This window comes from Zhengella sp., from assembly GCF_041397485.1.
Lineage (GTDB): Bacteria > Pseudomonadota > Alphaproteobacteria > Rhizobiales > Rhizobiaceae > Zhengella.
On the sequence record NZ_JAWKWO010000001.1, the window covers coordinates 392586 to 405921 of the forward strand.

Annotated in this window: 14 protein-coding genes; 2 read left to right on the plus strand and 12 right to left on the minus strand. The window is 60.8% G+C overall.

Features of this window, described 5'->3' with window-relative positions; translation table 11 throughout:
* Nucleotides 1-41 precede the first annotated feature (41 nt).
* Entirely contained in the window at nt 42-1739 is a 1698-nt protein-coding gene (locus R3D65_RS01735; protein ID WP_371273507.1) for a pilus assembly protein TadG-related protein, read from the minus strand.
* 245 nt (nt 1740-1984) lie between these two features.
* On the opposite strand from R3D65_RS01735, the gene R3D65_RS01740 reads away from it, so the two are divergent.
* The gene (locus R3D65_RS01740; RefSeq protein ID WP_371273508.1) at nt 1985-2440 is read left to right on the plus strand and encodes a TadE/TadG family type IV pilus assembly protein; all 456 of its coding nucleotides are present in this window, start codon (nt 1985-1987) and stop codon (nt 2438-2440) included.
* Entirely contained in the window at nt 2440-3141 is a 702-nt protein-coding gene (locus R3D65_RS01745) for a TadE/TadG family type IV pilus assembly protein (protein WP_371273509.1), read from the plus strand. Before R3D65_RS01740 ends, R3D65_RS01745 begins: the two co-directional genes overlap by 1 nt.
* Before the next feature lie 20 nt (nt 3142-3161).
* Here R3D65_RS01745 and R3D65_RS01750 read toward each other — a convergent pair whose 3' ends face one another.
* The 11 genes from R3D65_RS01750 to R3D65_RS01800 form a co-directional block, all read right to left on the minus strand.
* On the minus strand, nt 3162-3449 hold the full coding sequence (locus R3D65_RS01750; protein ID WP_371273510.1) for a DUF1467 family protein: 288 nt from the start codon (nt 3447-3449) through the stop codon (nt 3162-3164).
* Nucleotides 3450-3546: 97 nt separating this feature from the next.
* Nucleotides 3547-3951 carry a methylmalonyl-CoA epimerase gene (gene mce / locus R3D65_RS01755; RefSeq protein WP_371273511.1) on the minus strand — a complete coding sequence of 135 codons (405 nt, stop codon included), beginning with the start codon at nt 3949-3951 and terminating at the stop codon, nt 3547-3549.
* 95 nt (nt 3952-4046) lie between these two features.
* Nucleotides 4047-5720 (minus strand): ribonuclease J, encoded by a 1674-nt coding sequence (locus R3D65_RS01760; protein WP_371273512.1) that lies wholly within the window; start codon nt 5718-5720, stop codon nt 4047-4049.
* A gap of 12 nt (nt 5721-5732) precedes the next feature.
* Nucleotides 5733-6509 (minus strand): biotin--[acetyl-CoA-carboxylase] ligase, encoded by a 777-nt coding sequence (locus R3D65_RS01765; RefSeq protein ID WP_371273513.1) that lies wholly within the window; start codon nt 6507-6509, stop codon nt 5733-5735.
* A 15-nt stretch (nt 6510-6524) separates the two neighbouring features.
* Nucleotides 6525-7961 (minus strand): NADH-quinone oxidoreductase subunit NuoN, encoded by a 1437-nt coding sequence (gene nuoN / locus R3D65_RS01770; protein WP_371273514.1) that lies wholly within the window; start codon nt 7959-7961, stop codon nt 6525-6527.
* Between the two features lie 20 nt (nt 7962-7981).
* Nucleotides 7982-9490, minus strand: a complete 1509-nt coding sequence (locus R3D65_RS01775; protein ID WP_371273515.1) for an NADH-quinone oxidoreductase subunit M — start codon at nt 9488-9490, stop codon at nt 7982-7984.
* Nucleotides 9490-11496 carry an NADH-quinone oxidoreductase subunit L gene (gene nuoL / locus R3D65_RS01780; RefSeq protein WP_371273516.1) on the minus strand — a complete coding sequence of 669 codons (2007 nt, stop codon included), beginning with the start codon at nt 11494-11496 and terminating at the stop codon, nt 9490-9492. The genes R3D65_RS01775 and nuoL overlap by 1 nt, the downstream gene beginning before the upstream one ends.
* 13 nt (nt 11497-11509) lie before the next feature.
* Nucleotides 11510-11818 carry an NADH-quinone oxidoreductase subunit NuoK gene (gene nuoK / locus R3D65_RS01785; RefSeq protein WP_371273517.1) on the minus strand — a complete coding sequence of 103 codons (309 nt, stop codon included), beginning with the start codon at nt 11816-11818 and terminating at the stop codon, nt 11510-11512.
* Between the two features lie 14 nt (nt 11819-11832).
* Nucleotides 11833-12453: an NADH-quinone oxidoreductase subunit J gene (locus R3D65_RS01790; RefSeq protein WP_371273518.1), complete on the minus strand. Its 621-nt coding sequence runs from the start codon at nt 12451-12453 to the stop codon at nt 11833-11835.
* Nucleotides 12454-12650: 197 nt separating this feature from the next.
* On the minus strand, nt 12651-13142 hold the full coding sequence (gene nuoI / locus R3D65_RS01795) for an NADH-quinone oxidoreductase subunit NuoI (protein WP_371273519.1): 492 nt from the start codon (nt 13140-13142) through the stop codon (nt 12651-12653).
* Nucleotides 13143-13144: 2 nt separating this feature from the next.
* Nucleotides 13145-13336, minus strand: a complete 192-nt coding sequence (locus R3D65_RS01800; protein WP_371273520.1) for a hypothetical protein — start codon at nt 13334-13336, stop codon at nt 13145-13147.

Sequence of the window (13336 nt, forward strand, 5' to 3'; positions counted from 1 at the left end):
GCCCGGCCGGTCCCTGCCGGCGCGGGCTGATGTCACCTGGCTCAACTGTCATAGGGCACGAGCCGCAGCCGGGAGATATCCCGGCCGATCATGCGGAATGTCTCGATCAGCTTGTCGCGGTCGCCTGCGACAATGAACTTGTCGTCACCGCTTGCGCAGTGTTTCCCGATCTTCTCGGCTTCCGCGTCATACTTGTCGAGGTAGTAGACGAAATAGACGGTGATGTTGGCGGGATCGGCCTTGATCGCGTCGCACATCTTGTAGGTCATGCTGTGCAGGGCCTCGTCGCGGGTGATGTCGCCGTCGTCATCAAAACCGGCCGCCGCATCCCAGCGATCGTCGCCGGGATAGCCGAAGGGCGAGTAGCTGTTGAACCGGAGCGGGTGCGTCGAGTTCTTCCCGTCAGACAGGAAGATGATGTATTTGTCCGCCTCGCCAGCGGGCGCGGCCTCCGGCAGCGGCTCGGCCTTGTCGAGCGCGTTCCATGCCCAATAGAAACCGATCGGCATGATCGTTCCACCCCAGCTTCCGATGGTCGAAAGGGCATCGACGCCGGCAAGAAAGCCCTGCACATCGGTCGACAGCGGAAAAACCGGGTTGTTGCCGGTGCAGAACCCGTTGGGATTGGCATCCACATAGGCATAGGAGTCCGAGCGCGCGTAGCGCCCGACCTGCAGGGGCCCTGCCCTGTCATCATATTTGCAGACATTGAGTTCGCGGCGTTCCCAGGCATCCTTGCCTTCAGGGGCGCGGGGTGAATTGCAGGCCGGCCCCTGATCGGGCAGGTAGCTGTTGGGCGACTTGTTGTTGTTGTATTCGTCACGATTGTCGGGCTGATCGGGCGCAAGGAACGGCGTGAAAAGCGAGTTCGGATCGTAGCGGACAGGCGCCGCAACTGAAAATGTATACTTTCCCGGCCGCATTTCGAGGCAGCCGTTCCAACCATATTTGTTGCCACCGTGCTGGCGCAGTTTGCGGAATATCCGCCAGCGATCAATGCTCTGGTCCGTATGCGTGCCGTCGCTCAGGTAAGCGGTATATTTCGGAAGATAGATGCGATGGATGGAGGACTGCCCGAAATTGTCGATCCATGAAAACGCCCGGCGTGGATCGTATTCAATCCACTGCGCTTTATCGTCCTGCAGAACCTTGACCTGGTTGTCGAAAGGTACAAGCGCCAGTTTCACCGATGTATTCAATGCCGTGTTGGTTCCCGTCATCACGGCATCGGTGAACGCATGAACCGCCTCCTTTGCGCCTTCGAGCCGGGTCTTTCCGGACAGGATCTTGTCCATCGAGTTCGTGGTGTCGACCGTGACCGCGATTTCGATGTTCTTGCGGCGGAAGCGGGAGTCGGCGGTTGCCCGTAGTGCAATCCGGTCCTTCCCGATAATGCCGGCGAAAGCGGTCTCGTATTGGACGGAGGCGTCGATTCGAACGATGATTCCCCCCGTATCGACAGAAAATTCCGCATAATCGATTGGGAATGGAATGGTGCGGTCAAGCATGGCCTTGCCATCGCTGACCAGCTCGGTTGTGGTCATGGCCGGATTGAGGGCGCTGCGCTTTGCCAATTGCAAGGCCACATTGTCGACCGCCGTCTGAAGTTCCACCTTGTGGTTGTGCGCAGAACCGATGTCTATGGCAATGCCTGTCATCATGAGCAGCGGCAGCGCCGACAACGCCATCACCACCTGCAACGATCCACGCCTGTCTGACCACAGGTTTTTCGAAACCATTTCACAGCCCCCGCCAATACCAATGCACACGCGGCAAACCTAGCGGTCCAGGACTTAATATTTACTTCTCGTGATTTGCCTTCTTTTTATTAATCGATTCTTGTATTACTTATATCTACTTTATATTAGGCATCCATGAACTTCCCGTTGCTAGGTTTCCTGCCGGCAGGAATTGGCAGGGAACGATGAAACACAGGACTAACGGGAAAAGGCGACTGCCCGGCAGAGGGACGGCCGGGCGCTTCATGGCCAGCCGGAGCGGCGCGGTTGCAGTGGAATGGGCCATGGTGGGCCCGATCGTCATCTTCATGTTGCTTTTCAGCTTCGAAAGCATGACCTACATGCTGATGTCGAGCGATCTGGATCGTGCCTTGCGCGAGGTTGCCTTCGAAATCCGCACCGGGCAGGCCGAGGGCATAGCCACGAAACAGAAGTGGACACCTGAAGAATATGTCAAGCGCCAGGTTTGCGCGAAATATTCGTTCAGCGACTGCCTCGACCGCCTTTCCGTCAATGTCCGTTCCTTTCAGATCGACGGGCAGGCAGCGGTTCAATCCCTGCCCTCGGATATCTACAGATCAATGGTGTTGCAGTTGATCTCGGTTGAAATGCCGTTTTCGCTGCAAACGATGTCCAGGCTCTACTCCGACAAGCCATGGATGCTGCGGGCTGCGCAGGGCTACATGACGGAGCCTTTCTGATGATGATCTCCCTTTTGCATCGCATGAACCGGTTTGTCCGGTCGAACGACGGCGTGGTGGCCGTCGAGGGGGCGATCCTCATTCCGGTCTTTGCTCTCCTGATGCTCGTCACCTATGACTTCGTCTCGGTCTACAAGCAGATCCAGCGGGCGCGCGAAGCATATTATGCCATCGGCGACATGATCTCGGCGTCCTCCGACGGCACGATCACCTGCGAAACCCTGGACAGGATCAGCGAGATTGCCTGGACCAGCTACAAGACCGGCAATTGGGCAATCACCGATACGGCGGACCAAACGCTGCCACGCGGCGGCAGCGAAAACTTCCGTTTCCAGATTCGTGGCCTGCGGGTTCTCGACCTCTCGGATCCGGAAGCCAATCCCAACTTTCTGAAAGCCCGAGTCGAATGGGCCTATCACCGAACCGGCAGCAATATCTGGAACGAAAGGCGGCGAGCACCGGGAACATTGTTCGGCATGCCGCCGGAACTGCGCTCCCCCGGCGAGTTCTACATCCTGTTGGAAGGGCGGATCTTCGCCTATTCCCTGTTCGGCCGGCTTGGCATCTCGGACTATCTGCCGAAGCTGATCTACAAGGAGGCGAAATCCCATTTCGCTCCGCGCCATGTTCCCGATATCGCCCTGACTGGCCCCAAGATCGAGAACTGGTGCGAGGACATCGCTTCATGGAGCAGCCGTTGACGCCGGGGCGCGCGGCTCCGTCATCCGTCCCCGTACACGTAGTTCGGTACGATGCGCGGGATGTCGTCGATCGAGTAGCCGAGCCCCTGCGTGATGCCGAGATAGGCGGCGAAGATGAGTCCGGAGACGATTGTCGTGCGCAGCGCGGCGCGGCGCATGTGATGCCCTTTCGGCGCGCTGGCCACGGTGCCCAGCGTCACCGCGCCATCCTCCTCCTGCGTGCGCAGGCTGAAGGGAATGACCGCGAACAGGCACAGCCACCAGAGTACGAAATAAAGCGCAGCATAGGATAACACTGTCGTCAGCATGGTTTGCTCCGTCTCCCGCGCCGGGTTGACCGTTCCACGGGCATTCATATGGGGTCGATGGCGGCAAATGGCAAAGCCCTTGGCGCCGCGCGCCGTCTCAGACCTGCTCCAGTTCCACGAGCGTGCCGTGGAAATCCTTGGGATGCAGGAAAAGAACCGGCTTGCCATGGGCTCCGGTCTTCGGTTCGCCATCGCCCAGAACGCGGGCGCCCTGCCCCTTCAGGTGATCACGGGCGGACAGAATGTCGTCAACCTCGTAGCAGACATGGTGCATCCCGCCGGCAGGGTTCTTCGCCAGGAAAGCGGCGATCGGGGAAGCCTCTCCCAGGGGTTCCAGCAGTTCCACCTTGGTGTTGCCGAGATCCACGAACACGACGGTCACGCCGTGTTCGGGAAGGGCTTGCGGCGCGCTCACCTTGCCGCCCAGCGTATCGCGATAGGTGGCGGTGGCGGCGTCAAGATCAGGCACTGCGATGGCCACGTGGTTCAGGCGTCCGAGCATGCGGCTTCTCCGTCAGACAAGTTGGAACGATCCCGGCTTAAGCCGCTCCGGCCGCCCTGTAAATCGGCCGGAGGAACGAGATCCGCGTTTCCTTGCTAGACTCTCGTCACGAACACGGTGACAATCGGCTTCTTTCCCCAGACCGAATTCGCCTCGGCACGGATGGCGCGCCGGGCGCTTTCGGCCACGAGGTCGAGATCCTTGCGCTTGCCGCGCGGAATGCTCTCGATCGCGCCCGTCGCGGCTTCCAGAAGGACGTCCTCAAGATATTCCCCGCGCCCGTCCATTTCCGGCAGGCCAACGGCCTCGATGTCCGGATCGGCGACCAGATCGTACTTGTTGTCCAGGATGGCGTTCAGGCAGACATGACCCGCATAGGAGAGCTTGCGGCGGTCGCGCACGCCGACCGCTTCGTCGTCGCCGTAAAGATTGCCATCCTTGAAGGTGCGCCCGTGATGGACCTCGCCGACAATTTCGGCATTGCCAGGCCAGAGGCGGAGCATGTCGCCATTGCGCACCGACGCCACTTCCGGCACGCCGATTGTCGCGGCCAGTGACGCATGGGCGACGAGATGCTGGGCCTCGCCATGGACCGGGACGGCGATACGGGGACGCACGAGACCATACATCTTGCGCAATTCGCCACGGCGCGGATGGCCGGAGACGTGCACGAGCGCGTCGTCATCCTCGATGATCTTCACGCCCATCTCGACAAGCCGGTTCTTGACCTCAAGAATCGCCTTCTCATTGCCCGGGATGGTGCGAGAGGAGTAGATGACCGTGTCGCCGGCGGTCAGATGGACATTGCGCATTTCCTCCCGTGCCAGCTTGGAAAGCGCGGCGCGCGGCTCTCCCTGGCTACCGGTGCAAAGCACCACGACGTTGTCACGCGGGATGTGCTGGAAATCCTCTTCGGCGAGGAAGTCCGGCAATCCGTCGAGATAGCCGAGGTCGGTGGCCACATCGATCACCCGCTTCATCGAACGCCCCATGACGAGCACCTGCCGGCCGGCATCACGGGCGGCCTCGGCTATGGAGCGGATGCGCCCGACATTGGACGAGAAGGTGGTGATGACCACGCGCCCGGCCGCCTTCTCGATCAGCTTCTCAAGGCTTTCGCAGACCTGGCGCTCGGTCGGGCTTTCGCCTTCACGCATGGCATTGGTCGAGTCGCAGATCATGGCAAGGACGCCCGCATCGCCAAGCGCTTTCAGCCGGTCTTCGTCCGTCAGGGGGCCGATGGCCGGCTCCGCGTCGAATTTCCAGTCGCCGGTATGGATGAGCGTGCCGGCCTCGGTGGTGATCGCAAGCGAATAGGGTTCGGGAATGGAATGCGTCACCGGGACCGGTTCGATGCGGAAGGGACCGAGATCGAAGGGCTGGCCGGCGCGGAAGATGTTCACGGGCACGTCGACACGCTGATATTCGCTCTGGCGCTTGGCCTCCAGAAGCCCCGCGGTGAAGGGCGACATCCAGACCGGACAGCCAAGCTTCGGCCAGATGTCGAGGATCGCGCCATAGTGATCCTCGTGGGCATGGGTGATCACCATGCCACGCAGGTTCTTCACTTCGTTTTCTATGAAGCGGGTATCGGGAAGGACAAGATCGACCCCCGGCAGGTCGGGTCCGGGAAAGGTCACGCCGCAATCGACGATGATCCATTCCCGTCTTGATGCGGGCCCGAAGCCGTAAAGCGCGAAATTCATGCCGATTTCGCCGACGCCGCCCAAAGGTGCGAAGACGAGTTCATTGTCCTTGGTCTTGGCCATGCCCAACTTTCATCAGGAGGTGGAAACTGAGGCGAAGAAAAGATCGCCAGCCGATATGGTAACGATCCCGCCATTGTTCTGTTCGACCAGAAGATAGCCCCTGGCGTCAAGATCGGCAAACCGGCCTTCCAGGACGCGATCGCCAAGATTGACCCGAACCGCCTGCCCCAGGCCGCGCGCAGCCAGAAGCCAGTCTTCACGAATGGCGGCAAATCCAAGCCCCCGGTCCCAGCGCGCCACTTCCGCCGCCATGGCCCGGACCAGAACCGGAAACAGATCCTGCGGCGTGACCGCGACGCCGCATTCGGCCAGACTGGTGGCCGGATAGATCGTTCCGGCCGGATGATGCGCGCAATTGATGCCACAGCCGATGACAACCGCCATTGTGCCATCGGGCAATGTCTCGCTTTCCAGCAGGATGCCGTTGACCTTGGCGCCATCGATCAGGATGTCGTTGGGCCATTTGATGGCGAGCGCCTGGGGTGTTCTGGCGAAAAAGGGCCTGAGCGCCTTGTAGACAGCGAGGGCGGCGACAAGCGGAAGCGTGCCCAGACGTTCAAGCGGTGCCGGATCGTTCAAGAGCAGCGAAGCGTAGAGGTTCCCTTTCTCCGAAACCCAAGGGCGGCCGCGGCGGCCCCTGCCCTGCAACTGACGTTCCGCCGTGACCCAGAAGGCACCGCGCCGGCCCTGGCGCGCAAGGACGAACGCTTCGGCATTGGTGGACCCGACATCACCCAGCGCCACATGCGTGACGCCAGGTGGAAGCGAAGTGGCGGCCTGCGGGCTCAAACCGGTCCGCTACCTTCAGAAGAACGTGCGGGCAGCCGCCTGGGCAACAAGCCCCACCGGACCCGCAAACACGATGTAGAACAGCGTGAATGCACCGGAGAGACCGAGAACGAGGCCCAGTTCACTGGCCACTGGCTGAAGCTTGCCCGCCGGCTCGTCGAACCACATGATCTTGATGATCCGCAGGTAATAATAGGCACCCACCACGGACGCCAGGACGCCGATCACGGCGAGGGCGAAGAGGTTGGCCTCGATGGCCGCCAGGAACACGGACCACTTGGCCCAGAAGCCAGCCAGCGGCGGAATGCCGGCCAGCGAGAACATCAGGATCGTGAGGATGGTCGCCATGACCGGATTGGTCGAGGCCAGGCCCGAAAGGTCATCGATTTGCTCCACGTTGCCCTCCTTGCGCCGCATGGCGAGGATGAAGGCAAACGTGCCAAGGGTCATGACCAGATAGATGATCATGTAGATGACGACGCCCTGAACGCCGGCCAGCGTGCCGGCGGCAAGGCCAACAAGCGCATAACCCATGTGGCCGATCGACGAATAGGCCATCAGCCGCTTGATGTTGCGCTGTCCGATCGCGCCGAAGGCGCCGAGCACCATGGATGCGATCGCGATGAACACGATGACCTGCTGCCAGTCGGTGTGCATGGGCGCAAAGGCTTCGGATACGACGCGTACGACCAGCGCCATGGCCGCCATCTTCGGCGCGGCGGCAAAGAAGGCGGTCACGGGCGTCGGTGCGCCTTCATAGACGTCCGGCGTCCACATGTGGAATGGAACGGCTGAAATCTTGAACGCCAGGCCGGCCAGGATGAAGACGAGGCCGAAGACAAGGCCCAGGTCCCGCTGTCCATTGTTCACCGTCTCCGCGATGGCGAGGAAATTCGTGTGGCCGGTGAAGCCGTAGACAAGGGAGATGCCGTAAAGCAGCATGCCGGAAGACAGCGCGCCGAGCACGAAATATTTCAGCCCTGCCTCGGTGGAACGGACGGAATCGCGATTGAAGGCGGCGACGACGTAGAGCGCCAGCGACTGGAGTTCCAGGCCGAGATAGAGCGCCAGCGTATCGTTGGCCGAGATCATCAGCATCATGCCGAGCGTGGCCAGCATCACGAGGACCGGGAATTCGAACTTGTCGAATTTCTCCGCCTTCGCGAAGCCCACGGACATGACGAGCGTGACCACGGAGCCGGTCAGCGCCAATATCTTCATCAGCTGCGCGAACGGATCAGACGTGAACGCTCCGTTGAATGCCTTCCCGTCATGGCCGAAAAAGACCATCCAGGCCATCGCACCGATCAGGATCGCCACGGCAAGGCCGTTGATGGTGGAGGTTGATCGCGGCCCCGAAAAGACGCCGAACATCAGCAGGGCGATCGCCCCCACCGCGACAATGAGCTCCGGCGTGGCGAGCGAGAGGCTGGTTGCGAGATCCGTCATCATGTCCCTTTTCCCGCCTTGTCTTACTGGCCGATCGCGGCCGTTGTCACCGCCATGTCAAGCGATGCGGTGACGTCGTTGATGAGTGCATTGACCGAAACGCTGGTCACATCGAAGATCGGCGCCGGATACACGCCGAACAGGATGGTCAGCGCGACCAGCGGATAGATGATCACCTTCTCGCGGGTCGAAAGGTCGAGCATGCCCTTCAGCGCTTCCTTGTCGAGCTTGCCGAAGACGACCCGGCGATAGAGCCAGAGCGCATAGGCGGCCGAAAGCACCACGCCCGTCGTGGCGAAGAAGGCAACCCAGGTGTTGACCCGGAACACGCCCAGAAGCGTCAGGAATTCGCCGATGAAGCCGGATGTGCCGGGCAGGCCGACATTGGCCATGGTGAAGATCATGAACACGACGGCATATTTCGGCATGTTGTTGACCAGACCGCCATAGGCCGCGATCTCGCGGGTGTGCATCCGGTCATAGACGACGCCGACGCACAGGAAGAGCGCGCCCGAGACGAAACCGTGGCTGATCATCTGGAAGATCGCGCCTTCCACGCCCTGCGTGTTCATCGCGAAAATGCCCATCGTCACGTAACCCATATGGGCGACGGAGGAATAGGCAATCAACTTCTTGATGTCCTCCTGACGCAAGGCGACGAGCGACGTGTAGACAATCGCGACCACCGAGAGCGTGAAGACGAAGGACTGAAACTCCTCCGATGCGACAGGAAACATCGGCAGGGAGAACCGAAGGAAACCGTAGCCACCCATTTTCAGGAGAATGGCTGCCAGAATGACCGAGCCGGCGGTCGGTGCTTCCACGTGCGCATCCGGCAGCCAGGTGTGGACAGGCCACATCGGCATCTTCACCGCGAAGGAAGCGAAAAAGGCCAGCCACAGCCATGTCTGCATGGATGCCGGGAAGTCATAGGCAAGCAGATCCGGGATCGATGTCGTTCCGGCTTCCCAGTACATGGCCATGATGGCCAGCATCATCAGCACCGACCCCAGCAGCGTGTAGAGGAAGAACTTGAAGGAGGCATAGACCCGGCGCTTGCCACCCCAGACACCGATGATGATGAACATCGGGATGAGACCGGCTTCGAAGAAGACATAGAACAGCACCAGGTCGAGCGCGCAAAAGACACCGATCATCAGTGTTTCAAGCACGAGGAAGGCGATCATGTATTCCTTGACGCGCTTTTCCACCGACTCCCAGGACGCCAGGATGCAAAGCGGCATCAGGAAGGTCGTCAGGATGACGAACAGCATCGAGATGCCATCCACGCCCATGCGGTAGGAAATGCCCCCACCCAGCCATTCGACCTCCTCCAGCATCTGGAAACCCTGACGGGAATTGTCGAACCCGGCCCAGATGAAGAGCGAGAAGATGAAGGTGAAGACGGTCGTCAGCAGCGCAACATTGCGGATGTTGCGGCGGCCGTAGCCTTCATCCTTGATCAGGAGGATGAGGAAGGCGCCGACGAGCGGCAGGAATGTGACCAGCGAAAGGATGGGCCAATCAGACATCAGAAGGCGCTCCCGAGCATCATCCAGGTGACCAGCGCGGCGACGCCGATGAGCATCGCGAAGGCATAGTGATAAAGGTAACCGCTCTGAAGTTTGACGACGCGGTTGGTGACATCGACAACGCGGGCAGCCACGCCGTCAGGACCGAGCCCGTCAATGACAGCGCCATCGCCCTTCTTCCACAGGAAGCGGCCAAGCCACATGGCCGGGCGGACGAAGATGAAGTCATAGAGCTCGTCGAAATACCACTTGTTGAGCAGGAACTGGTAGAGGCCGTGATGGCGCCGGGCCACCTGCCGGGGCATTTCGGGGTTGGAGATGTAGAACCACCAGGCGATCGCAAAACCGGCCAGCATGGCGATGAAGGGCGTAATCTTCACGACAAAGGGAACGTGGTGGAATTCCTCGACGAGATTGTTTTGCGCCGCCGTGAACAGCGCGCCCTTCCAGAAGGCTTCATATTCGTGGCCGTAGAAATAGCCCTCGAACAGGACGCCGGCAAACAGGGCGCCGGCCGCCAGCACGAACAGCGGCACCAGCATGACCGGCGGGCTTTCGTGGACATGATGCATCACATCGGCCGTCGCGCGCGGCTTGCCGTGGAAGGTCATGAAGATCAGCCGCCAGGAATAGAAGCTGGTGAAAAGCGCGGCAATGGCGAGCATGGAGAAGGAGAAGGCCGATACCGTGCTGTGCGAGGCAAACACGCTCTCGATGATGATGTCCTTGGAGAAGAAGCCGGCAGTCCCGATGAAGGTGCCGGGAATGCCAAGGCCGGTCAGCGCAACCGTTCCGATGACCATCATCCAGTAGGTGGCGGGGATCAGCTTGCGCAGGCCACCCATGCGGCGCATGTCCTGTTCATCGGACACGGCATGGATCACCGAGCCGGCGCCGAGGAACAGCAGCGCCTTGAAGAAGGCGTGCGTGAACAGGTGGAAGATGGCTGCGCCATAGGCGCCGACACCAAGGGCTGCAAACATGTAGCCGAGCTGCGAACAGGTCGAGTAGGCGATGACACGCTTGATGTCGTTCTGCACCAGTCCGACGGTGGCGGCAAAGAACGCGGTGATCGAGCCGATGATCGTGACGACCAGCAAGGCCGTGTGCGACAGTTCGAAAAGGGGCGACAGGCGCGCGACCATGAACACGCCAGCGGTCACCATGGTGGCAGCGTGAATGAGCGCCGAGACAGGCGTCGGCCCCTCCATCGCATCCGGCAGCCAGGTGTGCAGCAGGAACTGCGCCGACTTGCCCATCGCGCCCATGAACAGCAGCAGGCAGACGATGGTGATGGCGCCTTGCCGATCAAGCGCGTTGCCGAGGAAATTCAGAACCGGCTCACCACTGGCCGCACCCTCGGCTGGCAGGAATGTGGCGGCATTGGCGAAGATCGTGTCGAACGACACCGAGCCGAACAGGACGAAGACACCGAAAATGCCGAGCGCAAATCCGAAGTCGCCGACGCGGTTGACGATGAAGGCCTTCATCGCCGCGGCGTTTGCCGAAGGCTTCTTGTACCAGAAGCCGATGAGCAGATAGGACGCCAGGCCGACGCCTTCCCAGCCGAAGAACATCTGTACCAGGTTGTCGGAGGTCACCAGCATCAGCATGGCGAAGGTGAACAGCGACAAATAGGCGAAGAAGCGCGGCCGGTCGGGATCGTGGTGCATGTAGCCGATCGAATAGATATGCACCAGCGCGGAAACCGTGTTGACGACGACCAGCATGACGGCCGTCAGCGTGTCGATGCGCAAGGCCCAGTCGACCGCGAAATCGCCCGACTGGATGAACGCCAGGACCGGGACCACGATGGCATGGGCCTGGTGCCCCTCGCCGCCATGGGCCATGGCCACGGTGAAAAAGGCGACCCAGGACAGCAGCGCCGAGACGACCAGAAGGCCAGACGTGACATATTCGGACGCCTTGGCACCGATGGAGCGGCCAAACAGACCGGCAATCAGGAAACCGATGAGCGGCAGGAAGACAATCGCTTGATACATCATGGCGGCGTTTCCCTTAGCCCTTCATCATGTTGACGTCTTCGACCGAGATCGAACCGCGGTTGCGGAAGAAGACGACGAGGATTGCAAGGCCGATCGCGGCTTCCGCCGCCGCGACGGTGAGAATGAACAGCGCGAAAACCTGACCGACGAGGTCGTTCAAGGCAGCCGAGAAGGCCACGAAATTCAGATTGACCGACAGCAGGATCAGTTCGATCGACATCAGGATGACGATGATGTTCTTGCGGTTCAGGAAAATGCCGAACACGCCGATGGTGAACAGGACGGCTGACAGGGTCAGATAGTGGCCGATACCGATTTCCATGATTGAGACCTCTCTCAGATGCCCTTGCCCGACTCGACCTTGCGCACCTCGATCGCGGTGCGGTGGTCCCGCGCCACCTGCTCGGCGATGACCTGGCGCTTGACGCCTTCCTTGTGGCGCAGCGTCAGGACAATTGCGCCGATCATCGCCACCAGCAGGATGATGCCGGCGACCTGGAACGCGTAGACATAGTCGGTGTAGAGAATGTCGCCCAACTGGGCGGTGTTGTGCCGTTCGGCGAGATCGCGGATCGGCTGCGCAGAGCCGGAAGCGACCTCCGGCGACAGCGTGTAGCCGCCAAGCACGACGGCCAGTTCCGCCACCAGCACGATGCCGACGAGTGCGCCGATCGGCGCATATTGCAATGCTCCGGCCTTCAGTTCCGCGAAATCCACGTCAAGCATCATGACAACGAACAGGAACAGGACCGCCACGGCGCCGACATAGACGATGAGGAGGATCATGGCGAGGAATTCAGCGCCGGTCAGCAGGAAGAGCGCCGCGGCGTTGAAGAAGGTGAGAATGAGGAAAAGAACGGAATGCACCGGGTTGCGCGCCGCGATGACCATCAGGGCCGACGCAACCGCAACAAAGGCGAATAGATAGAAAAACGCCGCCGCCAATCCTGTGAGCATGACTGCCCCCGATCCTTGCATGTGCCGCGGCGCCGCGATGGCTCCGCTTCATCGACCCTTCCGTCGCGCGAGTCCCCCGCCACGGTTCAGGTCCGGTGTCCTTTAGAGCGTTTTTCGCAGTTGCAAAACCGCCTGCCCGCTCTGGTTCAAAACTTTTTCGGGCCTGCGCGGCACCGATTGCACTTTCTGCGGCACACTTAGCGGTATGGCGCGTCCAGCGACATGTTGCGGGCGATCTCCCGCTCCCACCGATCGCCGTTGGCGAGCAGCTTGTCCTTGTTGTAGTAAAGTTCCTCGCGCGTCTCGGTGGCGAACTCGAAATTCGGCCCCTCGACGATGGCATCCACCGGGCAGGCTTCCTGGCAGAAGCCGCAATAGATGCACTTCACCATGTCGATATCGTAGCGCACCGTGCGCCGCGTACCGTCGTTGCGGCGCGGGCCGGCCTCGATGGTGATGGCCTGCGCAGGACAGATCGCCTCGCAAAGCTTGCATGCAATGCAGCGCTCTTCCCCGTTGGGGTAACGGCGCAAGGCGTGCTCGCCACGGAATCGCGGGCTGACCGGGCCCTTCTCGTTGGGATAATTGACGGTGAACTTCGGCTTGAAGAAATAGCGCATCGACAGGATGGTGGCGTCGATGAACTCTTTCAGAAGCAGCGACTTGGCCGCTTGTGCAAGACCAGTCATTGTCAGACTCCAATCACGTATGGCGCTGCGAACCAGCCGATGACCGGCAGCAGAACGAATTGCACCAGGCCGGCGGCCTTCAGCGCCGTTTTCGTTTCAGTCATGTCCACCCGGCCGGCCAGCGTGCGCAGAAGCACCCAATCGATCGCCGCGACGATCAATCCGACCAGGGCTCCGATGGCGGCCGCGCTCAT